The 25,840-nt window shown below is 61.9% G+C and carries 23 protein-coding genes; 19 read left to right on the top strand and 4 right to left on the bottom strand.

Translation table 11 applies throughout. The annotated features are described in order from the left end of the window. Positions 1–5 precede the first annotated feature (5 nt). The 6 genes from AC07SI_RS00860 (at position 6) to AC07SI_RS00835 (ending at position 6,690) form a co-directional block, all read left to right on the top strand. The gene (locus AC07SI_RS00860) at positions 6–767 is read left to right on the top strand and encodes an SDR family NAD(P)-dependent oxidoreductase (RefSeq protein ID WP_495004922.1); all 762 of its coding nucleotides are present in this window, start codon (positions 6–8) and stop codon (positions 765–767) included. A gap of 156 nt (positions 768–923) precedes the next feature. Beyond that, positions 924–1,673, top strand: a complete 750-nt coding sequence (locus AC07SI_RS00855) for an SDR family NAD(P)-dependent oxidoreductase (RefSeq protein ID WP_106805060.1) — start codon at positions 924–926, stop codon at positions 1,671–1,673. Positions 1,674–1,686: 13 nt separating this feature from the next. Further along, entirely contained in the window at positions 1,687–1,989 is a 303-nt protein-coding gene (locus AC07SI_RS00850; protein ID WP_106805059.1) for a hypothetical protein, read from the top strand. A 12-nt stretch (positions 1,990–2,001) separates the two neighbouring features. Continuing rightward, positions 2,002–2,976, top strand: coding sequence for a CobW family GTP-binding protein (locus tag AC07SI_RS00845; RefSeq protein WP_495004921.1), 975 nt, complete (start codon positions 2,002–2,004; stop codon positions 2,974–2,976). Further along, a complete protein-coding gene (locus tag AC07SI_RS00840) occupies positions 2,973–4,145 on the top strand; it encodes an ABC transporter substrate-binding protein (protein ID WP_065906896.1) in 1,173 nt (390 codons plus the stop codon). Before AC07SI_RS00845 ends, AC07SI_RS00840 begins: the two co-directional genes overlap by 4 nt. Before the next feature lie 208 nt (positions 4,146–4,353). Next, entirely contained in the window at positions 4,354–6,690 is a 2,337-nt protein-coding gene (locus AC07SI_RS00835) for a putative bifunctional diguanylate cyclase/phosphodiesterase (protein WP_495004920.1), read from the top strand. A gap of 64 nt (positions 6,691–6,754) precedes the next feature. On the opposite strand, the gene AC07SI_RS00830 is transcribed toward AC07SI_RS00835, so the two are convergent. Further along, the gene (locus tag AC07SI_RS00830) at positions 6,755–9,172 is read right to left on the bottom strand and encodes a glucose/quinate/shikimate family membrane-bound PQQ-dependent dehydrogenase (RefSeq protein WP_065906886.1); all 2,418 of its coding nucleotides are present in this window, start codon (positions 9,170–9,172) and stop codon (positions 6,755–6,757) included. Between the two features lie 399 nt (positions 9,173–9,571). Beyond that, on the bottom strand, positions 9,572–11,590 hold the full coding sequence (locus AC07SI_RS00825) for a TonB-dependent receptor (RefSeq protein ID WP_495004919.1): 2,019 nt from the start codon (positions 11,588–11,590) through the stop codon (positions 9,572–9,574). A 212-nt stretch (positions 11,591–11,802) separates the two neighbouring features. Between AC07SI_RS00825 and AC07SI_RS00820 the strand changes: the two genes are divergently transcribed. From AC07SI_RS00820 to AC07SI_RS00770, 11 genes are all read left to right on the top strand, one after another. Further along, entirely contained in the window at positions 11,803–12,036 is a 234-nt protein-coding gene (locus AC07SI_RS00820; RefSeq protein WP_012722427.1) for a VF530 family protein, read from the top strand. A gap of 4 nt (positions 12,037–12,040) precedes the next feature. Further along, positions 12,041–12,664, top strand: coding sequence for a Pr6Pr family membrane protein (locus AC07SI_RS00815; RefSeq protein WP_495004918.1), 624 nt, complete (start codon positions 12,041–12,043; stop codon positions 12,662–12,664). 438 nt (positions 12,665–13,102) lie between these two features. Continuing rightward, positions 13,103–13,612 (top strand): fimbrial protein, encoded by a 510-nt coding sequence (locus AC07SI_RS00810; protein ID WP_065906879.1) that lies wholly within the window; start codon positions 13,103–13,105, stop codon positions 13,610–13,612. A 50-nt stretch (positions 13,613–13,662) separates the two neighbouring features. Then, positions 13,663–14,223, top strand: a complete 561-nt coding sequence (locus AC07SI_RS00805; RefSeq protein ID WP_065906878.1) for a fimbrial protein — start codon at positions 13,663–13,665, stop codon at positions 14,221–14,223. Between the two features lie 19 nt (positions 14,224–14,242). Further along, positions 14,243–16,846 carry an outer membrane usher protein gene (locus AC07SI_RS00800; RefSeq protein ID WP_495004917.1) on the top strand — a complete coding sequence of 868 codons (2,604 nt, stop codon included), beginning with the start codon at positions 14,243–14,245 and terminating at the stop codon, positions 16,844–16,846. Further along, positions 16,843–17,604: a fimbria/pilus periplasmic chaperone gene (locus tag AC07SI_RS00795; protein ID WP_120447711.1), complete on the top strand. Its 762-nt coding sequence runs from the start codon at positions 16,843–16,845 to the stop codon at positions 17,602–17,604. The genes AC07SI_RS00800 and AC07SI_RS00795 overlap by 4 nt, the downstream gene beginning before the upstream one ends. A 21-nt stretch (positions 17,605–17,625) precedes the next feature. Then, entirely contained in the window at positions 17,626–18,207 is a 582-nt protein-coding gene (locus AC07SI_RS00790) for a fimbrial protein (protein WP_106805051.1), read from the top strand. Between the two features lie 10 nt (positions 18,208–18,217). Beyond that, positions 18,218–18,712 (top strand): fimbrial protein, encoded by a 495-nt coding sequence (locus AC07SI_RS00785; RefSeq protein WP_106805717.1) that lies wholly within the window; start codon positions 18,218–18,220, stop codon positions 18,710–18,712. 13 nt (positions 18,713–18,725) lie between these two features. Further along, positions 18,726–19,205 (top strand): fimbrial protein, encoded by a 480-nt coding sequence (locus tag AC07SI_RS00780; protein WP_106805050.1) that lies wholly within the window; start codon positions 18,726–18,728, stop codon positions 19,203–19,205. An 11-nt stretch (positions 19,206–19,216) separates the two neighbouring features. Next, positions 19,217–19,765, top strand: a complete 549-nt coding sequence (locus AC07SI_RS00775) for a fimbrial protein (protein WP_120447712.1) — start codon at positions 19,217–19,219, stop codon at positions 19,763–19,765. A 128-nt stretch (positions 19,766–19,893) separates the two neighbouring features. Further along, positions 19,894–20,850, top strand: a complete 957-nt coding sequence (locus AC07SI_RS00770) for a fimbrial protein (protein WP_106805048.1) — start codon at positions 19,894–19,896, stop codon at positions 20,848–20,850. Positions 20,851–20,869: 19 nt separating this feature from the next. On the opposite strand, the gene AC07SI_RS00765 is transcribed toward AC07SI_RS00770, so the two are convergent. Beyond that, positions 20,870–21,637, bottom strand: a complete 768-nt coding sequence (locus AC07SI_RS00765; RefSeq protein WP_106805047.1) for a siderophore-interacting protein — start codon at positions 21,635–21,637, stop codon at positions 20,870–20,872. Then, complete coding sequence (locus AC07SI_RS00760) at positions 21,634–22,182, bottom strand: PadR family transcriptional regulator (RefSeq protein WP_120447714.1); 549 nt, start codon at positions 22,180–22,182, stop codon at positions 21,634–21,636. The genes AC07SI_RS00765 and AC07SI_RS00760 overlap by 4 nt, the downstream gene beginning before the upstream one ends. Before the next feature lie 521 nt (positions 22,183–22,703). Here AC07SI_RS00760 and AC07SI_RS00755 point away from each other — a divergent pair. Further along, positions 22,704–23,195, top strand: a complete 492-nt coding sequence (locus AC07SI_RS00755; protein WP_065906859.1) for a CS1 type fimbrial major subunit — start codon at positions 22,704–22,706, stop codon at positions 23,193–23,195. A gap of 107 nt (positions 23,196–23,302) precedes the next feature. Beyond that, a complete protein-coding gene (locus AC07SI_RS00750) occupies positions 23,303–25,828 on the top strand; it encodes a CS1-pili formation C-terminal domain-containing protein (RefSeq protein WP_495004916.1) in 2,526 nt (841 codons plus the stop codon). Positions 25,829–25,840: the final 12 nt, after the last annotated feature.

Here is a 25,840-nt window from a genome sequence, read left to right as displayed (position 1 = left end):
GTTTGATGAGCCGTAAAGTTGCCTTGATTACCGGTGCCGCCAGCGGCATCGGCCAAGCCCTCGCCGTGGCCTATGCGCGCAACGGCGTGGCGGTGGTCGGCGGGTATTACCCCGCCGACCCCCATGACCCGCACACCACTGTGGCCCTGGTGGAAGCGGCCGGCGGCGAATGCCTGATGCTGCCACTGGACGTGGGCGCCAGCGCATCGGTGGACGCCCTGGCCGAGCAGGCCGTGCAACATTTTGGCCGCCTCGATTACGCAGTGGCCAACGCGGGTCTGCTGCGCCGCGCGCCGTTGCTGGAGATGACCGATACGCTGTGGGACGAAATGCTCAATGTCGACCTGACGGGGGTGATGCGCACCTTCCGCGCGGCGACCCGGCATATGCACGAGGGCGGCGCGCTGGTGGCGATTTCGTCGATTGCCGGCGGCGTGTATGGCTGGCAGGAGCACAGTCACTACGCGGCGGCCAAGGCCGGTGTGCCGGGGCTGTGCCGGTCGCTGGCGGTGGAGTTGGCGCCCAAGGGCATTCGCTGCAACGCGGTGATTCCCGGGTTGATCGAGACGCCGCAGTCGCTGGATGCGAAAAATTCGCTGGGGCCGGAAGGCTTGGCGAAAGCGGCGCGCGCAATCCCCCTGGGCCGGGTAGGGCGGGCGGATGAAGTGGCGTCGCTGGTGCAGTTCCTGACCAGTGAGGCATCGAGTTATTTGACCGGGCAGAGCATCGTCATCGACGGTGGCCTGACCGTGCGCTGGCCGGACTGATGCGGATTCAAGCCTGATGCACATCAAATGCGGGAGCGGGCTTGCTCAAGAATGCGGCGCAACAGTACTGCATGCACCGACTGACACACCGCTTTCGCGAGCAAGCCGCTGCCACATTTAACCGCGTTCGCCGCTCGATTATTCAAGGAGTTCACCATGCCCCAACTCACTCACCGCCGCGCCGTCATCACCGGCGCCGGCAGCGGCATCGGGGCCGCCATCGCGCGCGCCTATGCCGTCGAAGGCGCACGCCTGCTGCTGTCCGACCGCAACGCTGCCAGCCTGGCTGAAACCGCGATCACCTGCCGCAACCTTGGCGCCGAAGTGGTCGAGTGCCTGGCCGATGTCGGCACGGTCGAAGGCGCCCAGGCCAGTGTCGACCGCTGCGTCGAGCATTTCGGCGGCATCGATATCCTGGTCAACAATGCCGGCATGCTCACCCAGGCGCGCTGCGTCGACCTCTCCCTCGAAATGTGGAATGACATGCTGCGTGTCGACCTCACCAGCGTGTTCATCGCCAGCCAGCGCGCCCTGCCGCACATGCTCGCGCAGCGCTGGGGGCGGATCATCAACGTCGCCTCGCAACTGGGTATCAAGGGCGGCGCGGAGCTGACCCACTACGCCGCCGCCAAGGCCGGGGTGATCGGCTTTACCAAGTCCCTCGCGCTGGAAGTGGCCAAGGACAATGTGCTGGTCAACGCCATCGCGCCGGGCCCTATCGAAACGCCGCTGGTGGGCGGCATCAGTGCCGACTGGAAACGCGCCAAGGCCGCCGAACTGCCCCTGGGCCGCTTCGGCCTGGCGGATGAAGTCGCGCCCACCGCCGTGCTGCTGGCCAGCGAGCCGGGTGGCAACCTGTTCGTCGGCCAGACCCTGGGCCCCAATTCCGGCGATGTCATGCCATGAGTGGGGTGTAGGCATGTGCGGACTCTGCGGACTGCTCGGCGAAGACCTGCACTGGAGCGACCCCCTGGGCGACGAACTGCCCAGGCGCCGCGAACGCCTGCGCCGTATCGCCGCCATCAACCAGGTGCTGGCGGTGTTCCGGCTCAAGGTCGAAGACTTCCAGGGCGCGTCGTACCTGCTGCTGGGCGCCACCGGCAAACAGGCGTTGGCGAGCGGCCTGGATCAACTCTGGCAGGCCGCTGAAACCATGCTCGGCCGCCCGCTGGACCCGCTCGATCCGCACTTGCTCGATCACCTGGACCTGCAGGCGTCATGAGGTAAGAAGAAAATGAGCATCGCTCTAAATGTGATCACCGGCTTCCTCGGCAGTGGCAAGACCACCTTGCTCAAGCGCCTGCTGCAGCACGAAAGCCTCGGCGATACCGCGTTGCTGATCAACGAATTCGGCGACGTCGGCATCGACCATCTGCTGGTGGAAGAAGTGGCGCCCAATACCGTGTTGCTGCCCAGCGGCTGTATTTGCTGCTCGATCCGCGGCGAACTGAAAGACGCGCTGCTTGGCCTGTTGCAACGCCGCGAGCGCGGTGAGATTCCTGCGTTCAAGCGGGTGATCCTGGAAACCACCGGCCTGGCCGATCCGGCGCCGATCCTCGCGACCTTGAACAACGACGCGCAATTGCGCGGGCGTTTTCATATCGGCCTAGTGATCACCCTGGTCGACGCCAGTCACGCCGCGCTGCAGGAACGCTTGCACCCGGAATGGCTGGCCCAGGTCGCGGCGGCGGATCGCCTGTTGCTGAGCAAGACCGACCTGGTGCCTGATTGCGCGGCGCTGCGTGCGCACCTGCAGGGGCTGAACGCCGGTACGCCGATCCTCGATACACAGGCGATTCTCAGCGGCGATCAACTGCTGCTCGGCGAAGGCCTGCGCAGCGCCGAGCCCGCCGTGGAAGTCAGCCGCTGGCAACTGCATCAAGCCACCAACGTCACCCACGGCGCCGCGCAGGTGTGCAGCCTGACCTTCGACCAGCCGCTGGACTGGGTGGGTTTCGGGGTGTGGTTGTCGATGCTGTTAAGATGCCACGGCGAACGAATCCTCCGCGTCAAAGGGCTGCTCAACGTGAACGCCAGTAACGCCCCCATCGTCATTCATGGCGTGCAGCATTGCCTGCACGCCCCGGTGCACTTGCCCGCATGGCCGGGCAGCGACCGCCAGTCGCGCCTGGTGTTTATCCTGCGCGGGCTCGACCCCGCGCTGCTGCGGCGCTCCTTCGACGTGTTCTCGCGACGGTTCGCCGCATGATCACATTGCGCGTTCTCGGCACCTCGGTGACCCTGCTCGAATGCCTGCGCGTGCGCGCCGAACAGGAGCTGGGCATCCGCCTGGTGTACCAGGTGCACGACGTCGAACAGGCCCAGCGCATCGCGGTGATGCAGCCCGACAGCTACGACCTCTACGACCAGTGGTTTCACAACGTCGACTTCGTGTGGCCGGCCCGCGCGATCCAGCCCATCGACACGCGACGCCTGGCGCTGTGGCACGAGATCAACGACTTGCCCAAGCGCGGGCGCCTGTCGCCGAACGACCGCCTGGGCAGCGGCAGCGTGCCCAGCGAGCGCCTGTTCGTGCAGCACGATGGCAGCCTCGGCAGTACCGTCACCGAGCGCATCAGCATGTTGCCGCTGACCCACAACGCCGACAGTTTTGCCTACCGCCCCGAACGCTTGCCCGAGGGTTTTTGCCACGGCAATGAAAGCTGGGGCTGGTTGCTCGATCCGGCGTGGCGCGCACGCACGGCGCTGCAGAGTGACGCCGCCATCGGCGCGCTGGACGCCGCGCTGGCGGTGCAGGGCGCGGGGCTGGCCAGCTTCAAGGACATCGGCAACATGAGCATCGAAGAGATCGATGTGCTGGCCGACATTCTGGTGCGCAAACAGAAGGAAGGGCACTTTGCGGCGTTCTGGTCCGATGACGAGGAGGCGGCGCAATTGATGCTCAGCCCGAGCATCGATATCCAGAGCCTGTGGTCACCGACCTTGATGCGCCTGCACCGCGCCGGGGTGAAATACCGCCTGGCGGTGCCGCGCGAAGGCTATCGTGCCTGGTTCGGCGGCTTGTCGTTGTCGCGCCATGCCCAGGGGCCGGTGCTGGATGCGGCGTATGCCTATCTCAATTGGTGGCTGTCCGGCTGGCCCGGTGCGGTGATGGCGCGCCAGGGTTACTACATCGGTAACCCGGCGCGTACGCGTGATCACCTGAGCAGCGCCGAATGGGATTACTGGTATGCCGGCAAGCCTGCGCGGGAGGAGTTGCTGGGCAGCGACGGCTTGCCGCTGATTGATATCGGCGAAGTGCGCGATGGCGGCTCCTATGAGCAACGCATGGGGCATATCGCGGTGTGGAACTCGGTCATGGATGAGCACAACTACCTGGTGCGGCGGTGGGGGGACTTTATGCGGGCGCGCGGCTGAGCGCCGGTCAAGCGCGTGTCGCCAATAAAATGACTGTGAAATCCCCGTATTTATTGAGTGCGCTTATGCTTTTCCCCAGCTAATCTGCTCAAACCAAATATTCATGCAAAATGGATATTTTTTTGACGCCAGTCAGCAGTTGCCAGGAAAGCATATGACAAAGGGACCGAGTGGCAGAGAGCGGCGAAGGCAGCCAGCGGGCACTGCAATGAGCTGGCGCCACACCTTTCAAACCCGCATTGCGGGGGTGTTGGCGCTCTTGCTGCTGGTGGTCGTCGCAGCCACTTATTTCGCGGTCAAGACCGCGACGTCCCGCGCCGTGGAAAACCAGGCGCAAGTCCAACTCAAGACCGGCAGCCAGGTGTTCGAACGCCTGCTGGACCTGCGCGGCCGTCGCCTGCAATACGGCCTTGACTGGCTGACCGTCGACGGCCCGTTCAAACAAGCCGTGGCCGAGGGCCAGACCGTGCCGATCCTCGCCGCCCTGCGGCGTCATGGCACCGGTATTCGTTCCAGCGAAGTGTTTGTGCTGGGCCTGGATGGCAAGGTCATGGTCAGCACCTTGCCCGTCCTGTCGCGCGGCCAGGTGTTCCCCTATAACAACGCCCTGCGCCTCGCGCGGCGCAGCGGCCTGCAGATGTTGATCGTGGCCATGGACGGCCGGCCGTACCTGCTGGTGCAGGAGGAAGTGCTCGACCCGTTGCCCATCGCACGGGTGGTGATGGGTTTTCCCATGGACAAGCTGTTCGCCAATGAGCTGCGTTCCATGAGCAACCTGGAGGTGTCGTTCCTCAGTGTGCAGGAGGGCAAGCCGGGTCCGCTGTTCAGCACCCAGCCCGATGCGTACCAGGCCTCCACTTTCAGCTTGCTGCGCGAAGCGCCTATCGACCCCGAGCCGCAAATCCACCTGTTCTACGGCCAGCGCGTGCTCAGCCAGGTACTGCCGCTGGCCAATACCGGTGACGGCAATGAAGTGCGGGTCCTGCTGCAAAGCCCGCTGGACCATGCGCTGGAATCCTTCGCGCCGCTGGACCGGCAGTTCCTCGGGATTGCCCTGGCGGTGCTGCTGGTGTCATTGGCCGGCGCGCTGTTCCTCGCGCGTCGCGTGTCGCGCCCGTTGAATGCGTTGGTCGAGGCGGCGGGGCGGATTGGTGCCGGCGATTACCGCACGCCGGTGCGGGTGCGCGGCCATGACGAGTTCGGCCTGCTGGCGCGCGCCTTCAACGCCATGCAAAGCGGGATCGCCGTGCGCGAACGGCAACTGGCGCATAACGCCCTGCATGATCCGCTCACCGGCCTGCCCAATCGGGCCTTGGCCATGGAGCGCCTGGGCAGCGCGATCAGCGCGCGGCGGCCGGTGGTGTTGTTGTACCTGGGCATTGAGAACTACCGGGTGATCAACGAAGGCTTCGGTCCCGAGGGCGTCGAGGAGATGCTCCGCGAAGCCAGCCGCTGCCTGTCCATGAGCCTGTTGGCCAGCGACACGGCGGCACGCATCACCGGCAGCGAGTTCCTGTTGTTGCTGGAGAACACCGAGATCGACCGCGCCGTGGCCCGCGCCGACCGCCTCTACGCGTTGCTCACCGAACCCCAGCGCATCGGCAATGACGAACTGCGCCACGAAGTCAGCATCGGTATCGCTGCCTACCCTGCCGACGGCCAGCAGGTCGAAGAGCTGATCAGCCGCGCCGCCATCGCCCGTCATGATGCGGCGGCGCTGCCGGGCTACCTGCAGATCTACCAGCAGGACCGCGATCTTGCCCACCAGCGCCAGATCACCTTGATCCGCGACCTGCGCCGGGCGGCCGTCGAAGGCGAGTTGTACCTGTGCTACCAGCCCAAACTCGACCTCAAGCACGGCTATGTACGCCAGGCCGAAGCCCTGCTGCGCTGGCAGCATCCGAGCCTGGGGCTGGTCTCGCCCGCCGAATTCATCCCCCTGGCCGAGCGCACCGGCAGCATGGGCGGCCTCACGCAATGGGTGATCGAAGAAGCCATCCGCCAGATCGGCGAGTGGGCCCAGCGTGGGCTGCATATTCAATTATCGGTGAATATCTCGGTGGATGATCTGGCCGATGATGACCTGGCGATCCGCGTCACCACCTTGCTGATGCACTACGGCGTGTCGGCCCAGCAGCTGCTTTTCGAGATCACCGAAAGCGCGATCATGCACAACCCGCAGCAGGCTCTGAGCGTGCTGGAGCAATTGCGTGGTTGCGGTATCAGCCTCTCGGTGGATGACTTCGGCACCGGCTATTCTTCCCTCGCCCAGCTGCAACGGCTGCCGGTGCAGGAGTTGAAGATCGACCAGTCCTTCGTGCGCAACCTCGACAGCACCAGCGGCGACGGCGTGATCGTCCGTTCCACCATCGAGATGAGCCACAACCTGGGGCTCAAGGTGGTGGCCGAAGGGGTCGAGTTCGAGCCCAGTCTCAAACTGCTCAAACTGTGGAATTGCGACACGGCCCAGGGCTACCTGATCAGCCGTCCCCTCAACGCCATGGCCTTCGAGATGTGGATGCGCCGCGAGCGCACTCCGGTTTAATCAGGCGCAATAAAAAGGCGGCTACCCCTGGGGGTAGCCGCCTTTTTTGTACCGCCGGTGGTGCTTAATCCGGCAGTTTGAACGCCATCACGTAGTCACCCTGCTTGGTGCCCAGCGAGCCGTGACCGCCAGCCATGACCAGCACGTATTGCTTGCCGTCCTTGCCGGTGTAGGTCATCGGTGTGGTCTGCGCGCCTGCAGGCAGGCGGCCTTCCCACAGCTGCTTGCCGTTTTTCACGTCATAGGCACGCAGGTACTGGTCGAGGGTACCGCTGAGGAACGCTACGCCACCGGCGGTGGTGAAGGTGCCGCCCAGGCTTGGTACGCCCATGGTCAGGGGGATTGGAACCGGCGAGCTGTCACGCACGGTACCGTTTTTGTGCATCCAGATGGTTTGGTGGTTGGTCAGGTCGACCGCCGCCACATAACCCCATGCTGGTGCCTGGCACGGCAGGCCCAGGGGCGACAGCAGTGCTTCGAGGATCACGCCGTACGGCGCGCCTTTGTTCGGCTGCACGCCTTCGGTTTCACTCACGCGCGGACCTTGCTTGGCGATATCGGCCGCCGGGATCAGCTTGGACTTGAACGCCATGTAGCTTGGGTTCACGAAGGCGATCTGGCGTACCGGGTCGACGGAAATGCCACCCCAGTCGAACACGCCGAAGTTGCCTGGGTAAACGATCGAGCCTTGCAGCGAAGGCGGCGTGAACGGGCCGTCGTAGCGCATCGATTTGAAATCGATGCGGCACAGCAGCTGGTCGAACGGCGTCACGCCCCACATGTCACGCTCCTTGAGGGGCGGTGGCATGAAGTTCAGCTCGGACTTCGGTTGGGTCGGCGAGGTGTGGTCGCCAGCAACAGCGCCTTGCGGCACGGCGACTTCGTGGATCGGCACCACTGGCTGGCCGGTAGCACGGTCGAGCACGTAGATGCTGCCTTGCTTGGTCGACGCCATCACTGCCTGCTTCACGCCGGCTTCGGTCTTGATGTCGATCAGCGAAGGCTGGCCGCCCACGTCCATGTCCCACAGGTCGTGGTGGGTGAACTGGAAGGTCCACTTCACGTGGCCGCTGTCGATGTCCAGGGCGGTCAGGCCGGCGCTGTATTTTTCCGAGTCTTCGGTACGGTCGCCGCCGTATTGGTCGGGCATCTGGTTGCCCATCGGCAGGTAGAGCATGCCGAGTTTTTCATCCACGCTGAACATGGACCACATGTTCGGCGAGTTGCGGGTGTAGGTCTTGCCCTCGGCCAACGGGGTAGTGTCGTCCGGGTTGCCGCTGTCCCAGTTCCACACCAGCTTGCCGGTGTGCACGTCGAACGCGCGGATCACGCCGCTAGGCTCGTCGGTGGAGACGTTGTCGGTCACGTGACCGCCAATCACCACGAGGTTCTTGGTCACGGCCGGTGGCGAGGTGGAGTAGTAACCGCCGGGGGCGAAGCTGCCGATATTGGCACGCAGGTCGACCTGGCCTTTGTCGCCGAAGTCTTCGCACATCTTGCCGGTGTCGGCGTTCAGGGCGATCAGACGGGTGTCGGCGGTCGGTACGAAGATGCGTTTCGGGCAGGCATTCGGCGCGGCGGCCGGGCTGGCGCTGCCGGTAGGGCTCTGCTCGGAAGCGTAGACGGCGTCATCGTGATACGACACGCCACGGCAGGTCATGTGCGCCCAGCCCTTGAAGTTCTCGGCACCTTCGGTGCTGATCTTCGGGTCGAAACGCCAGATTTCCTTGCCGGTGTCCGGGTCCAGCGCGATCACCTGGCTGTGCGGCGTGCACACGTAGAGCATGCCGTTGACTTTCAGCGGGGTGTTTTCCGCGGTGGTTTCACCCGGATCGCCAGCACCAGGAATGTCGCCGGTGCGGAAGGTCCACGCCGGGACCAGCTTGTGCGCGTTCTCCGGGGTGATCTGCGCCAGCGGCGAGTAGCGATCACCATGGGCCGAACGGCCGTAGGAGTTCCAGTCGCCATCGGCCTGGGCCGGCGCAGAACTGGCCATGCCAGGTACCGCGTCGCGATCCAGTTGGCCGGTCTTGACCATCTCACCCGGGTTGGTGAATTGGCTGGCGAGGGCGGCAGCACCGGCCAGCACCACGGCCACGCTCAGCGCGCCAGTGCCCAGCGGGGCAGGCTGGCCACGCAGCAACGGACGGCGAAACCACGGGAGCAGCAGGACGATGCCCAGGGCAAACAGCAGTGCCAGGCGCGGCACCAACTGCCACCAGTCCAGGCCGACTTCCCACAAGGCCCATACGGTACTGGCGAACAACACCAGTGCGTACAAGCCCAGCGCGGCGCGGCGGGTAGCCAGCAGCAACACGCCGGTCAGGGCGATGCCGATACCGGCCAGCAGGTAGTACAGCGACCCGCCGAGCATGCTCAGCTTGACGCCGCCGGCCAGCAAGGCCAGCCCCATGATCAGCAGCAAGATCCCCAGCAGCCTGGGCAGCAGGCGGCTTGGGCTTGAAGCACCATCAGTGCTCATAGTGTGTTTCTCCGTTACGTTGGAATTATGTAACCCCGTGCTTCACTGTAGATGACGATTCGGCGCGGGCTTGGTTCAGCGTTAATTCGGTTTTTCTGGGGACAGGCGGTTATCCACAGGCGGGCGATAGACCTTCAGGCGCAGGTCGGTGCAAGACAGCGCTGTCTTCGAGGAGAGGGCAATTCGGCAAATGGGATCGACCGCGGGAGTGAAACGTTTCAGTTTGTTGCGGCAAGGATAAAGTGCTGGTGCACCAAGCGAAAGCACAAATCGCAAGATGCATCATTTCCGATTTGGTAACAGTGACAGAACGTCGCTGCACAAAGTGCAGGCGCCGGCTTGCCGGCGATGGGCCCGTGAGGCTGCCATCGCCGGCGAGTCGGCGCCTACAGGCGTGGGTTAGAAGGTGGTGCGGATACCCAACTGCACGCTTCTGCCTGGTGCCGGCGCGATGTCACGCAGGATCGAGCTGGCGTAGCGCACGGTCTGGTTGGTGAGGTTTTCGCCGTTCACAAATGCCAGCCATTGGCTGCCGCCGACGTTGAAGCGATAGCCTGCGCTCGCGCCCAGCGTGGTGTAGCCGTCGGTGCCGCTCTCGTTATTCGGTACCCGGCCCTGGCCGGCGGCGTGTTCCACATCGATACGTGCCTGCCAGCGGTCGAGTTCCCACAGCAGGCCGCTGTTCAAGCGCAGCGGCGCAATGCGCGGCAAGGCTTCGCCGGTGTCGAGATTGGTGGCGCGGGTGTAGTCGCCCGACAGCTCCAGGGCGAACTTGCCGTAGGCGCTTTCACCGAGTTTCCAGTGGTCCTGGGCTTCAAAGCCGGCAAATCGCGCACGTACGCCGGAATATTCGTACTCAGGGATACCGCCGGCGTCTTCTTCACCTTCATCGTTCAGCGTACGACCGGTGCCCAGCAAGCCGATGTAATTGGAGAAGTGGCTGTAGAACACGCCGACGCTGCCCTTGTGGGTGCCGTTGTCGAAACGCAGGGCCAGGTCGCTGGACACGGCTTTTTCTTTCTTCAGGTTGGCGTTGCCCAGCTCATAGGTACCGGTGGCGACATGCGCACCGTTGGCGTACAGCTCGTAGAACGTCGGCGCGCGCTCGGTATAGCCGAGGGTCGCGGCCACCGACCAGATCGGCGTGAGGGTGTACACCGCACCCGACGACAGGCTGCCGGCGGTGAAGTCATTGCTTTTGTCGGCGCCGGCAAAGCGCTCGTTGCCCTTGGCGTCCGGGTCGACGCTGGTGTGTTCCAGGCGCCCGCCGAGGCTGAGTTTCAAGCGCTCGGTGGCCTGCATTTCTTCGAGGATAAACAGCGCGCCGGCTGTGGTGTCGGTCTGCGGCACGAACGCTTCTTCACCCAGGGCGGAGAACTCGTTGCGGGTGATCTGTGCACCGACCACCCCGTCGAGCGGGCCAAGTGGCTGGTGACGGGCTTCAACCCGCGCCTCATAACCCTTGTTCTTGAAGATCGTGCCGGTCTCGCCGCCTTCGATTTCACGGTGCTCGTAGTCGGTGTAGCCCGCGTCGACTTTCACCGAGGTAAACGGGCCTTGGAGGTTGCGGATTTCGGAGGCGAACGCGTAGTGATCCTGCTTCATGCGGATGCGCACATCCTGCTCGGCGGGGGAGCCGTAGTTGGCGTCGTAGCTGCTGTAGGACAGCCCGGCGTAACCGTCATCCCAGGTGTAGGAACCGCCCACCGCGCCGCCGTCCTGGCGTCCGTCGCTGTTGCCCAGGCGGCCGTTCTTGCCGGGGGCGTCATCGGTTTCCGGGGCGTGGCGACTGCGTGCCTGGCCGGGGATTTTCAGGTCGTTGAATTCCCGCGCATTCGCATCCAGGTGCAAGGCGAAGGTGCCGTTGCCGGCTTCCAGCTTGCCGGCGCTGCTGCGCGTGGTGTCGGCGCCGCCGTAGCGCAATTCACCGGCACCGTGGATGCCTTCGATGGCTTCGGTGGGAATGCGGTTGTCGAAGGTGTTGACCACGCCGCCGATGGCGCTGCCGCCGTACAGCAGCGCTGCCGGGCCGCGCACGATTTCGATGCGGTCGACGTTGACCGGGTCCAGTGGCACCGCGTGGTCGTAGGACAGCGACGAGGCATCCAGCGCGCCCACGCCGTTGCGCAGGATGCGGATGCGGTCACCGTCCTGGCCACGGATGATCGGCCGGCTGGCGCCCGGCCCGAAGTACGAAGACGACACGCCGGGCTGCTTGTTCAGGGTTTCGCCGAGGCTGCCTTTTTGCTGCAGGGTCAGGTCATCGCCTTCCAGCACGGTGGTCGGCGAGGCAAGTTGCTCGCTGCCCAGCGGGTTGCCGGTGATGACTTGGGGTTGCAGTTCCAGGGCGTGGGCTTCGGAGCAGATCAACAGGGCGGCGGCAAGCGGGGTCAAGCGCCACAGGGAGGAGAGGGACATCGGACATTCCTTGGCAAAACGGCAAAAAAGAGAAGGCTGCAGACGGTATCGAACGGCTTACTTTTGATAAGTATCGTTACAATATAACATCTCTTTTTTCACTGAAAAGGGGAACTTTCTCCCAAGGGCTATATTCAATGCAGTGCTTCCACCGGTACGCCCCGTCGGCTAAGGTGCGCGGCTGTATTTCCTCTTATTGCAAAAGGCCCGGCATGACCGCGACAAGCAACGACCCACTCCACGGCGTGACCCTGCAACACGTCCTCACCACCCTGGTGGAACATTACGAATGGGAAGGCCTGGCCGAGCGCATTGATATCCGCTGCTTCAAGAGCGACCCGAGCATCAAGTCGAGCCTGACCTTCCTGCGCAAGACGCCGTGGGCGCGGGAAAAAGTCGAAGGCTTGTACGTCAAGCTGATGCGCACCAAACGCCCGCTGGACTGACCTCATGAAGCGGTATGTGGCAGCAGCGGCGCTGGCCGGATGGGTCGGGTTGGCAATTCAGCAATACCTGATCTTTTATTCGCGCTGGGACGCCGGCGCCAGCCTGCTGGGCGGGCTGATCAACTTTTTCAGTTTCTTCACCGTGCTGACCAACACCCTGGCGGCGGTGGTGTTGAGCTATGCGTGGGTCAAGCGCGACTCGTCGGCGAAGCGGTGGTTTCTCGCGCCCGCGGTCAGCAGTGGCATCGCAGTGAGCATCGTGGTGGTGGGCCTCGCCTACAGCCTGTTGCTGCGGCATTTGTGGCAGCCCGAAGGCTTTCAATTTATCGCCGATGAGCTGCTGCACGACGTCATGCCGGTGTTGTTCGTCGTGTACTGGTGGCGGTATGTGCCCAAGGGCCATCTGCGCCTGAAACACATCGGCCTGTGGGTGATCTACCCGCTGGTGTACTTCGGCTATGCGCTGCTGCGCGGGGATTTGCTCGGGCAGTATCAGTACCCCTTCATCGATGTCGGCACCCTCGGTTATCCACAAGTGTTCGTGAATGCCGGGGGGATTCTGGCGGGCTTTGTGCTGGTTGCACTGGCCGTGGTGGGGCTGGATAAGCGCATCAAGCCCCGCTCCTGATTGATTCTTTCCTTACCTACCCGGCGAGCACCGTCTCGTCGAGCAGTTGTGCGCCTCTTCTCGATCGCTTCAACTCATTAGTTAATCTTTCCGCATGAAAGCGTTGACTTTCCAGGTGATGTAGTTCGGTTCTTACAGTTATAGTTACCGACAACTCAGCATTCATAAACTTCATGTCATCCACGTCTTACAGATGAATATAAAGTTTTGGCAAATTGCCATAATTTTCTTATAAGTCTTGGCGTCGTCAGGCTACGTCATTAAATGAACGGGCCGACTTTCCTTTTAAAGTCTGCACTGGATAATCACTCGGGCTCATCAAGCGAGTTGAGTTGCAATACAAGTAATTGGAAAAAGGTAGGGCGTTCTGCGCGCTCAGGCGTCGGAATGACTTAATGACGTTTATTACTCTGTGAGCCTCTAGACATGAAAGCCAAAATGAACACTGTGCTGTTATCCATCGGGTTGTTGGTAGGGTCTGTGTCTGTTGCCCAGGCGGCGGATGGAACGGTCACCTTTTTGGGTTCGGTGCATTCCGGCGCCTGCTCCATCAAGCCTGACTCCGTCGATCAAACCATTCCTCTTGGCGCGATTGCCAAGCATCAGTTGCAGGCGGGCGGGAAGTCCGAGCCACGGCGCTTGCTGATTGAACTCGAAGGTTGCGACCTGGCCGGCCTCACCGATAACACGGTGACCACGACCTTCACCGGGGCGCCATCCGGCGTGGTGCCGGGTGCGCTGGGCACCGTCGGTAGCGCGGGCAACGTCGGCATCATGATGACCCATGGCAGTCAACCCGTTCGATTGGGCGTGCCTACCACGCCGCAGATCATTGCCACCGGTGATAACACGCTGGAGTTCGGCGCCTATGTGCAAGGCGCTGCTACGGGCGACGTGTTGCCGGGTGATTTCAGCGCGGTGACCAATTTCACCTTGGCTTATCAGTAAGCTTTTTCCCCCGCCACCCAGCGTGGCGGGGGAGGCGGGTGGAGGCACAGGTGAAAACATTCGTAAGTCTCGCTATCACCTCTTCTTTGGCGATGTTCGCCAGCCCTTGGGGGGTTGCCCAGGAGCTTGCGCACGGGGATGGGCTCGTCACGCTGGGAGGAGAGGTCGTTGACTCGGCCTGCGGGTTGGAGTTGGTCAGCGTCGATCAAACCATCGATATGGACCCTGAGCCGATCGGCCGGTTTTTACGACGCGCCAGGGGCGGCGACCAATCCTTCCAGCTGCGCCTGGTCAATTGCACATTGAGTCGCACCGATCCGTTACGCCCCGGGGTAACGCTGCCCGACTGGCAGCACCTGCGCGTGACATTTGACGGTCCCTCCGACAGGGAGGGTCGCTCTTTTGCTGTATTGGGTGGCTCGCAAGGTGTTGCTCTCAATATCCAAGATTCGGTTGGCCAATTAAGTATTCCCGGTCAGCCGATGACACCGCACCCCTTGGCGGAAGGCGACATGACGCTGCACTTCACGCTTCATTTTGTTGGCAACGGATTGCCCATAGTGGCCGGAGCACACCGCGCCACCGTGCGATTCAAGTTGGAATATTTCTGAACTTTGATGGGTTGCTTGCATGTTGAATACGGCGAAGGTCAAGAATACGCTGCGCTCAAACTTTTTTAGTGGGTTGATATTATTACCGAGCACGGCTATGGCGAGCGGGGATATTGAGTTCAATACAGACGTCCTCGATCTAAGTGATCGGACCAATATTGACTTGTCTCGGTTTGCCCGCAGCGGTTTTATTCTGCCTGGCACTTACTCGATGGTGGTGCAGATCAATAATCAGGCGATGGCCGAGCAATCGGTGGCGTTCTATCCCCCCGATAATGATCCCAAAGGCAGCCAGGCCTGTTTGTCGCCGGCGCTTGTGGACCTGCTGGGCCTGAAAGTGTCGAGCGCTGCCGAACTCAAGTGGTGGAAAGGCCATGACTGCCTGGATATAGAAAGCTTGCCGGGCATGGAGGTCAGTGGCGATCTGGCCACCTCCACGCTGAACATCAGCGTGCCCCAGGCCTACCTTGAATACAGCGCCATCAATTGGGATCCACCTTCCCGCTGGGATGAGGGCGTGCCGGGGCTGCTGATCGATTACAACATGACGGCGCAGTCCCGCTACCAGAAGAATGACGGCACCCGTAACAACTTGACGGGTAACGGCACCGTGGGGGCGAATGCCGGCGCCTGGCGCCTGAGGGCGGACTGGCAGGGGCGTGTCGAAAAGGGCCTCGACAGTGGGTACGGCGATCCACAACAACTGGAGTGGAGTCGTTACTACGCGTATCGCGCAGTGCCTGCGCTGAAGGCGCGCCTGACGGTGGGAGAGGACTATCTGTACTCGGACCTGTTTGACAGCTTCCGCTATACCGGTGCCGCACTCGTTTCGGATGCAAGCCAGCTGCCACCCAACTTGCGCGGTTATGCCCCGGAAGTGGTGGGCGTCGCCAAGACAAACGCCCGGGTTGTTATCAGCCAGAAGGGCCGCGTGCTGTATGAAACGCTGGTCGCTGCAGGCCCGTATCGTATCCAGGACCTCAATGACGCCGTCAGCGGCACCCTGGATGTACGGGTGGAAGAACAGGATGGTTCGGTCCACACCTTCCAGATCGATACGGCAGGCATTCCCTACCTGACGCGTCCTGGCCAGGTTCGTTACAAGCTGGCGTTGGGGCGGCCCTCCGATCTTCAATACGGCGCCAATGGCAATTTTTTCGGTACCGGTGAGTTCTCCTGGGGCGTCAGCAATGGCTGGTCGCTGTTCGGCGGTGCTATCACCGATAACAACTACCGTGCGTTGTCTGTCGGCGCCGGTCGTGACCTGTTGGCGTTCGGCGCCGTATCGCTGGATGTCACCCAGTCCCACGCCAGCGTGTGGAATCAGGCGCTCTCGGGCAAATCCTACCGCCTTCAATACTCCAAGCACTTCGAGCAGTACGACAGCCAGGTGACGTTTGCCGGCTACCGGTTTTCCGAGAAAAACTACTTGAGCATGAGTGAGTACCTGGACGCCAGCCATTACGGGTTGAACGGCGAGCTCGGCGGGATCGAGAACGTAGAGATCATCGAGGGCTGGAAACCGATTGGCGACAGCAAGTCACTGTATACGGTGACGCTCAATAAACAGTTTCGTGACCTTGGGGCGACCGTCTACGCCAGTTACAACAAGCAGACGTATTGGGGGCGCCCGGACACTCAGCGCTGGAACCTGTCCATGTCGCGCTACTTTAATCTGGGGACAGTCAGGAACATGAGCCTGTCCCTGAATATGTACCGCAGTCAGGAATACGCTTACAAGGATAGCGGAATGGCGCTGACGGTCAGCCTGCCATTGGGGCGCAGCGGCACACTGTCGCTGGATAGCAGCAGGACCTCGGGCAAAGAGAGCTATGCCACGCGTTACAGTGACCGCCTCGATGAGCGCAATAGCTACCAGCTCAGTGCAAGTGACAACTCTACCAGCGGTTACCTGAGCCATATTGGCGACCAGGCTGACATCGATCTCAGCGCCAGCACACAACAAGGCAATGGCAGGACCCTCAGTGCGTCTGTTCGCGGTGGCGGCACACTCACGCCCTACGGTGCAGCCCTGCACCGAACCAATGCCGTTGGCGGAACCCGTCTGATGATCGATTCCGGCGGGGTACCCGACGTGCCTGTGCGGGGCTACGGCGTGTCGACCCGCACCAACATCTTCGGCAAGGCGGTGATCTCCGATATCAGCAGCTACCAGCGCACGGCCGCCAGTGTCGACCTGGAGAGCTTGCCGAGCAACATCGAAGCCACGCAGTCGGTGACGCAACTGACACTCACCGAAGGGGCCATCGGTTATCGATCGCTGGACGTGATTGCCGGTGAAAAGGCCATGGCCGTGCTGCGCCTGCCGGATGGCAGTTCACCGCCCTTCGGCGCGACGGTGAAGAACCTAAAACAGCAGGACACCGGGATTGTGAACGACGGCGGTGCTGTTTACCTGAGTGGCATCCAGGCCGGCGAGCAGATGATTGTCAGTTGGAGTGGCCTCGAGCAATGCCTGCTCACGCTCCCTGTGGTTTTGCCAGCCGACAGCTTGAGCGATGCCCTGCAACTGCGCTGCCAGAGTGTAGCCACTGATCAATCCTCACCCGAGCCAGCATCGCTGACCGGCAAGCGTACCGATACGGAGAACCCCGCCTCATGATGCTCAATACGCGCTCTAGATTCCTGCTCTTCGCACTCTTGGCAACAGGCCTGAACCCGGCCGCCAACGCTGCGGTTGGCCTGGATCGCACCCGTGTGATCTTTGAGGGTGGCAAGGATGCCACCAGCGTGAACATCACCAATAACAACACCCAGTTGCCGTACCTGGCCCAGGGTTGGATCGAGGATGAGCAGGGCAACAAAATCACCTCGCCCTTGATCGTGCTACCGCCGGTTCAACGCTTGGAGCCCGGTAAGCAAAGCCAGGTGAAAGTTCAGGCGTTGCCGGCGGTCAAATCGTTGCCCCAGGATCGCGAGACTGTTTACTACTTCAACCTGCGGGAAATTCCGCCGCGTAGCGACAAATCCAACACCCTGCAAATTGCGCTGCAGACCCGCATCAAATTGTTCTACCGCCCCCAAGCCATCATGCCCAGCCAGCAGGACTTGTCCAACCCCTGGCAGGAAAAGCTCACCCTGACCCGGCAGGGCGACCGATACCAGGTGAATAACCCCACGCCTTACTACGTGTCCCTGGTGGACGCGCGCAGCAGCAAAGACGGTAAAACCGTGGCGGGCTTTGAACCGGTGATGATCCCGCCCAAGGGGACGCTGGCCTTGGGGCCAACGGCCACGGCACTTGGCCAGGCGCCGTATTTGGCCTACGTCAACGATTACGGTGGACGCCCGCTCCTGGCATTCACTTGCAGTGGCGAAACCTGCACCGTGAATGCGCAGGTCTCATCGCCTAATGAGTAGCGCCTGCTGCGGGAGAACGTCATGAAGTCGCACACCGTGAAAGTCTTGGGTTGCGTGTTATGGGTCCTGGCGGCGCGGGTAGGCGCCGAGGATGACGAAGGCATCGATGGCCAACGTGGGCGGTTGAACGTTAACGGGTCCATGCATGAATCGCCTTGCAGCCTGGAGATGACGTCGCGCCATCAAACGATTGACCTGGGCGCCGTGTCGGCCAGCCTGCTGCTACGACCTGGCGACCAGGCGCCATCAAGGGCATTCCAGCTGCGCTTCCAGGATTGCCAGCGCACCGCCGGCAGCATCCGCAGCGAGCGTACCGGGAACCTGGCATGGAGTTCCCATCAACCGGTGTTATCGGTCACGTTTCTCGCGCCTGCCGATGCCGATGATCCACGGCTGGTCAAAGTGCAAGGCATCACCGGGATGGGGCTGCGGTTGACCGATGCCCTGGGTCGGGACGTGCAACTGGGCTCCCGGGGCGAACCGTTGTTTTTGACCGAGGGCGGCAGTCTCCAGACCTGGAATGTTCAACCCACGCGCACCTCCGCGCCGTTGACCAGTGGGGCCTTCCGCGCCGTCGTGGATTTCAGGCTCAGTTATGAGTGAGGCCAATGTAATGACCAAGGCAGTCGGCCCGCGGGCCATTCTTATTGGGGCAGGTCTGCTGTGGGTCGCCAGCCAGGGTGTGCAGGCCGACACCAACCTGATCATCCGCGCGGTCATCATCGCACCTCCGCCGTGCATCATTAACGGCGCGAGTACGCTCAATGTGCCCTTTGGCAATGACCTTCTGACGTCACGGGTGGACGGTGTCAACTACCGTCGCAACGTGCCTTATACCGTCACCTGTGATGCCCCTTTCAGCAACGCCATGAGACTTGAACTCAGGGGCACGGGGGCCTCGTTTGATGCTCGCGTACTCTCGACCCGCAACCCGAATCTTGGGGTGAAACTGTTCATCAACGGTGCGGATTGGCCGCTGAATGCGGCCGTGAATTTTACCTATCCCAACTTCCCCGTCGTGCAGGCAGTACCGGTCAAGCGCGCGGGCAGCGTCCTGCTCGGGGGCGCATTTGATGCCGCCGCCACGCTTGTGGTCGATTACCAATGATGAGGAATGCGCAATGACATGCGGCCAGCAGCGAGCCTTGCTCGCCTTGTGTTTGATCGGCCTGAGCAGCAATGCTTCGGCCAACTTGACGTTCAGCGGGACGCTCAACGAGCCACCGCCCTGCACGATCAATGCGGGGAACACGATCGAAGTCGATTTCGGCGATGTCGGCGTCAAGCGAGTCGATGGCGTGAGATACCGCCGAGCGCTCGGCTACATCATCAGCTGTGGTAGCGCCACGCTCCCGTGGGTGCTGAAGTTGAGTGTCAACGGCACACCCACGACGTTCGACGGCTCGGCTGTGCAAACCAGTGCGACAGGCCTGGGCATTCGGATATTCCAGAATAACCTGCCGTTTCGACTCAATACGCCACTGGACATAACCGTGTCGTCCCCGCCGATGTTGGAAGTCGTGCCGGTCAAACAGCCGGGTGCAACGCTGGCCCCCGCACGGTTCACAGCGGTGGCCACGCTGTTGGCCGAATACCAGTAGGAGTTGAATGCATGGGACATGAGAGTGTTCATCCCAGGTGGCTGTGCGCCGTGCTGGCCTGGGTGCCAGCCTTCAGCCTGATACCCGAGGCGTCTGCGACGGACAACCTGAATTTCAAGGGCAACCTGGTTGAACAGGCTTGCAACATCAGGCCTGGCGACGAGGCAATCACCCTGGAGCTCTGGGACCTGACCAGCAAGCACCTCTACATCAACACGCGCTCCGTGGGCAAAGGCTTCAAGCTGCATCTGGAAGACTGCGACACCACCATCGGCAACACGGTGACCATCACCTTCGGCGGTGTGGAAAACCGGGCGCTGCCCGGATTGTTTGCGCTGGATAGCGGCAATGGTGCCTCGGGTATCGGGCTCGGTCTGGAGACGCTGAGTAACAAGCCATTGCCCGTGAACAAAGTCAGCGACGAACAGGTTTTGGCCAATGGCAGCAATGTCATTGAGCTCAAGGCCTATGTGCAGGGGGAGCCGGATGCCCTCAGGGAGCAGACCATAGGGCACGGAGCCTACAGGGTGACCTCGACGTTTACGCTGGACTACCCGTAGCGCTGTGAATCGTAACTCATAGGCCGCCACGGCCTCGGACGAACTTCAACTCTCTTCTGGACGGCACCAGACCGCAGGCCGATATTCGCTGCGCGGTGCCAGGGGAGGGAAGCCACGAGATATAACAAATGAAACGACTGCATGTAGCCATCGTGACTCTCGTCTTGCTGGGTGTCGGTACGACCGCGCAGGCGGTTGATTGCCGAGTGAATGGCGGACCCTGGGTCAATGGTAATCCCAACCTGGTTGTGCCGGTCACGGTCACCCTGAGCGCAGACCGCACGCGGGTTTTTATGGAAGGGGCAAGGCTGGAATGTCGATTTACCCCTGATGGAGGTCCATCTTCGCGCGAAGACTACTGGACCACTGGCAGCGTCGCAGGCGCCCCCTGGTCTCCCGGCCCCAAGTTCAGCACTCAAGGGACGGGATTGCGGATTAACGGCGCGTTCTATAACACCCCTGTCCCGTCGGGAATTCGGATAGCCACTATTCCGAACAATATGGCTGCTTACCCGATCAATATCACCCCCTACATTCTGTTGCGTAACTATCCGGCTACGCCGATCGACGTGCGAATAGGGGACAACCTCGGGCTATTGCGCCTCACCAGTTCGAACAATTACGACGCCACCCGGCCGCAACTCACCGTCACTTATACGGCCGCCAACACCTTCACCATTTCCCCGTCTACCTGCACGATCAACAATAACAACCCGATCGAGATCAACTTCGGCAATGTTCACCAGAGAGCAATCGGTACCGATCCGCTGACCACGACCATCCGCAGCAACCGCCGGCTCACTTATTCATGCCCGGACGGCGGGATCAGCACACCGATCACGATCACTTACAAAGGCACCGCCTCTTCGTTCGACACGCGTCTGCTGCGAATGACCAACCCGGACGTGGGGACGGCCCTTGTTCGTGGCGCAGGTGCGGTTCATGTCAACGGTTCATTCCTGACCCAAATTACCAACAGTGCGGGGGGCGACGATGTGACGTTTTCCCTGGTCCGGCGAGCAGGCTCCCTGCCTGCCGCCGGAGCTATCAGCGGCAGCGGAGTACTCGTAATGGGAGTGCCATGACACACCCCTGGCGTACGGCTTACTCCTCTTCGCTGCCGTCCGCACGCCAGTAGCCCACGGCCTTGAGGAACTCCTCATTGACCTTATGGGTGTCCAACAGCACCCGGCGGACCTGGCGCGACAGCTTGGTTTCGGTGGCGACAAAGCAGTACAGCGAGCCACTCGGCAGCGTGAGGTTTTTCACGCGGTCGAGCAGGTCGTCCTGACCGCGCACCACCCAGATCACCTCCACATCGGCGGCGCTTTGCAGCGCTTGTTGTTCCGCCGCATCGGCGATCTCGATCACCGCCAGCACCTTGCGCCCCGCCGGCAGTTCTTCCAGGCGACGGCCGATGGCTGGCAACGCGGTTTCGTCGCCGATCAGCAGGTAGCTGTCGAAGATGTCCGGCACGATCATCGAGCCGCGTGGCCCGCCGATGTACAGGTGCTGGCCGACCTTGGCCTGGTCGGCCCAGGTGGAGGCGGGGCCATCGCCGTGCAATACGAAGTCGATGTCCAGTTCACCGATGTCCAGGTCATAGCGGCGCGGCGTGTAGTCGCGCATCGCTGGCTGCGGGCCTTCGCCCTTGATGCTGAAGGTCGGGCTTTCCAGCGCGGCCTGTTCGGCAGCGTTCTGCGGGAACAGCAACTTGATGTGATCGTCGCTGCCCAGGCTGATAAACCCGGCCAGTTCCGGCCCGCCGAGGGTGATGCGGCGCATGCGCGGGGTGATGTCGACCACGCGCAATACCTGCAGGCGGCGGCGTTTGATCTCGTGGGTCACGCGGTGGATGGCTTGAGTATTCATTGAGCTTTCCCGTCGGCAATGGCTTGGGCGGTGCTGTTGAGCAGCGCCGCGACACGAACGATTTCTTCCGGGCTCCAGCGCCCGTGGTGCGAATGCAAGGCGTGGCGCAGGTTGTGCACCGCCTCGTGAATTTCCGGTGGACGGTCATGGCCGCGCAGCGAGCGTTTGCTCACCTCCATGCGCAGGCGAATACCGTCGAGGGCCACCGTCTGTTCGCTTATGAAGAGACGACCGGCGTCAGTGATTGTGTAGCGTTTTTTTCCGCCTTCGGCGTCGCCGGCGATCAACTCGCTTTCTTCCAGGAAGGTCAGCGTGGGGTAGATCACCCCGGGGCTGGGGCTGTAGGCACCGTCGAACAGGGTTTCAATGCGGCGGATCAGGTCGTAGCCGTGGCACGGCTGTTCGGCGATCAACGCCGGCAGCAGCAATTTCAGGTCGCCCGGCGCAAAGACGCGCGGGCCGCGCCCACCGCGTTCGCGGCCAGGGCGTTTTTCGAAGCCATCGCGGTCGTCACCGTGGTCTCGGTGGTGATGAGGGTCTCTCACTGTCGTGTTCTCCTGTCTGATTTAGATACAACTTAAGATATATCTTACGTAAGGCGCAAAACCGTCTGACGAACGGTAGCGACAGGAAAACGCGGCTGCGCAAGATGGCCGCCGCCTCCGAACAGGGCTTCGCCTTATCAACGAATCAGCGCGGCTAAATGACCATTTTATGAAGACACCATCAGCGGGTTCAGTGGAGTTATTGCTCTAATGGCGGGGAATAACCAGAGCGGCTCTGGTGTGTAGCTGATGTCCTACAGAGTGCGGATTTATATAAGTAGTACTGTCCATGTTTGCGTGTAATAACAAGATGACAGTTAATATTCATATTTTTGATTTTTATGGTTTTTTTCTGTATTTGCGTGTCGTGTTTAATTACGGGTCAGCGCGAAAGGGCCGGCATCATCAAGTGGCGTTTCGAGGGACTATTTACCTGCTTCGCAAGACCGGATTATTGGGTTTCGGCGGGGCGAGAAAACAGTTTTCTCAACTAACATTTGATGTCACCACAGGTACTAAAAATGCTTAAAAAGACCGCTTTCGTCCTGCCTCTCGTTGCTTTGGCGATCGGCTCCTCCAGCGCTTTCGCTGCCGGTGAGGCCAGCAGCGTCATCAACATCAAGGCGACGATTCCTACCAAGCAGTTCCATGTGCTGCCACGTGATCCCAACTTCGGTCGCGACGAAACCATGAACTACAACCCCGTCACCGGTGAACTGAGTTCGCTGCGCGCCACCTACGACCTGAAAAACACTGACGGTTCGATCCACGCCTACATCGAAGGCGGCCCCGCTTCGTTGACCAACGGCACCTCCGCGATCGCACTGACCAACACCTTCAACGGTGTAGTCCTGACCGGCGCGCCACTGGAAGTGGCCGATGACGCAAGCACCACCCCAGGCACCCAGGCTGACCTGGTCGTGGCTGCCGCCAAACCTGCAGATGGCGTATCCGGGCTGTTCACCACCAACTACACCATCGTCTTCGACCACGTGCCACGCGTCACACAGTAAGGCCTGATCAGCACCGGCTTATTGTTGGGTAGCGATACCGGTCGACAGGCAGTCGCTGTCGGTCGACCGGTTTTGCGTTTGAAGTCCGAAATCAGAGTATTCCGTTCATGTTCCCGATGACTTCCATCGCGGCAGCGCTTGCCTTGTTGTTTTGTGCGGGCGCGTTGGCGGCAGGTACCGCCGAAGGCACAACACCGCGTAGTTTGCTTTCCCAGGCCAAGGGATTGCCGGCGGACTTTGAAGAGCACTTTTTTGATGTCCCCCTGGCCGTCAGGGTTGAACTGGACCAGGAGTTTGTCTCCGAGGCGATGATCGTCCTGACCCGTGACGACCGCCTGACCCTGCTCGACTTTACCGACCACGACGGCAGCGTCATCAAGGATGAAGAGCGCGACCACTGGGCCGATTACCTGAAGCAGGGTGTGGCGCTCGGTGCCTGCGCCAGCAACTGCCCCTCGGGGCTCATGGCTGTGCACTATAACCTGGAAAACTCCACGGTGTCCCTGCTCACCGAAAACGCCGAGCGTGATGCCCAGGAGCAGCGTTATTACTTCCTGCCCACCGGCGGCAGCACCGGCCTGATCGTGCGCAACCAGTTGAACCTCAGCGGCGGCGAAGGCCAGGACCTCGGCGGGCGCTTCGGCGTCGACGCCAGCAGTAGCCTGGGCCTGTGGAGCCAGACGCTGAACATGCAGTTCTCGCGCCTTGGCGGCCCCGATGACGATGACCTCAACCACGCGGTGTACGCGCTCTACACCCAGCTTGAGCTGGAAGGCAACTTCCTGCGCCTGGGTTACTTCACGCCCAATGCCGAAGGCCTGACGCGCCAACTGCGCACTTTCGGGGCCAGCCCCGACACCGCCGTCGGCGTGATGTACGGCAGTTCCGACAGCCTGGTGATCAGCAACGCCAAGCCTGCGGTGTACCCGATCTACGTCACCGCCAGCCGTCAGGCGTCGGTGGAGATTTATCGCAATGGCCTGCTGATCAACACGCAGCCGGTCGGCAGCGGCTTGCACAGCCTCGACACGCGGCCCCTGCCCGGCGGCATCTATGAAGTGGAAGTGCGCCTGGTGGAAGACGGCCAGATCACCAGCACCACCCAGGAGTTGGTGTACAAACCCAACAACTGGCGCAACCACGACGAGCGCTGGCGCTACAACCTGTTTGCCGGCCAGGAAAGCAAGCTGCTGAGCAACTTCGACGAGCAGAGCAGCGGCAGCCCGACTGCCGGCGTCTCCCTCAATTACCTGGCGCATCCGCGTGTGGTGCTGGGGGTGTCCGGGCGCCAGGTCAAGGACAACATGCAGTACGGCACCTCGTTCGACTGGACCCTTGCCGACCAGGCCAGCCTGTATGCCAACGTCTACTGGACGGAAAAATACGGCACCGGCCTCGACTTCAATGGCCTGTACAACTACGGCCTGGGCAGCGTGGTGTTCAACCACACGCGCAGCTGGCTCGACACCCGCAACACCTACGAAACCCTGCCCGACGGCACGCGCATTCGTCAGCGCGACGTGTTCATCGGGCAGACCAGCAATTCGTCGATTTCGGTTAACCACCGCCTGAGCAACCTGCGCTCCATCAATGCCCGGCTGTTCTACAGCGAGGGCAACAACGAAGGTGTCGGCCTGGACCTGGGTTGGACCGAACGTACCCACCTGTTCGGCAACGACGCCAACTGGCGCGTGTCGGTGTTTGACCGGCCTGCCAGCTTCGCCACGGGCGAGCAGCGCAATCGCGGGGTCGACCTGAGCATCAGCCTGGCCCTCGGCGCGCCGGGCGAGCAATGGTCCGCCAGCATCGGCACACGGACTTCCCGCGACGGCACCCGGGACAACAACGCTTCGCTGACGTACCGCAAGGACCTGCAGGACCACCTGCTGCAAAGCGTGTCCGCCACGACAACCACCGACACCTACGGCATCGGTTTGTCCGGCATGGCCAGTTTTGAAAACGAGTACGTCAACGGCGACGGCTACCTGCAGCGCTCCTCGTTCAACGACGACTTGAGTGGCGGCCTGAACCTGGACAGCACGTTCGCCGTCGGCCAGCAAAAGATGGTGATGACCAGCCAGTACCACGGCAACGGCTCCGGGCTGATCGTGGACGTGGAGACCGATGTCGACGACATCGCCCTGCGTGCCGACGACCTGAGTGGCGGCAGCACGGCCTTGCGTCCCGGTCGCAACTTCATCCCGATCACTGCCTACAAGGGCAGCTCGGTGAGTTTCGACTTCGACGGCAACCATGCGCCGTCGGCCTCGATCCAGCCGCCGCGCACGCGCTACCACCTGAACAAGGGCGGGGTGGAGTACCGCAAGATCAGCGTGATGCAAACCGTCACCGTGCTCGGCCGTCTGGTCGACCCCCAGGGCAAACCGCTCAAGGGCCTGCACGTCATCAATCACGCCACCCGTGGGGTGAGCGAGGTCGACGGGTTCTTCTCGCTGGAAATGAACGCCAGTTCACCGACCCTGGAAGTGCGCCGCAATAACCAGTTGCTCTGCCAGTTCCGGCTCGACCCTTCCACGGCGCGCAGTGAAAACAACCTGCTGATGATCGGTGATTTGCGCTGCACGCCGGACACGTTGGCCGAGTCCACCGCCACTGAACAGATTGCCGGTTGAGCATGATGACGA

This window comes from Pseudomonas sp. GW821-FHT05D12 (genome assembly GCF_059419825.1).
The sequence above is the reverse complement of the archived record's forward strand: the minus strand, read 5'-3'. Positions and strand labels throughout refer to the sequence as shown.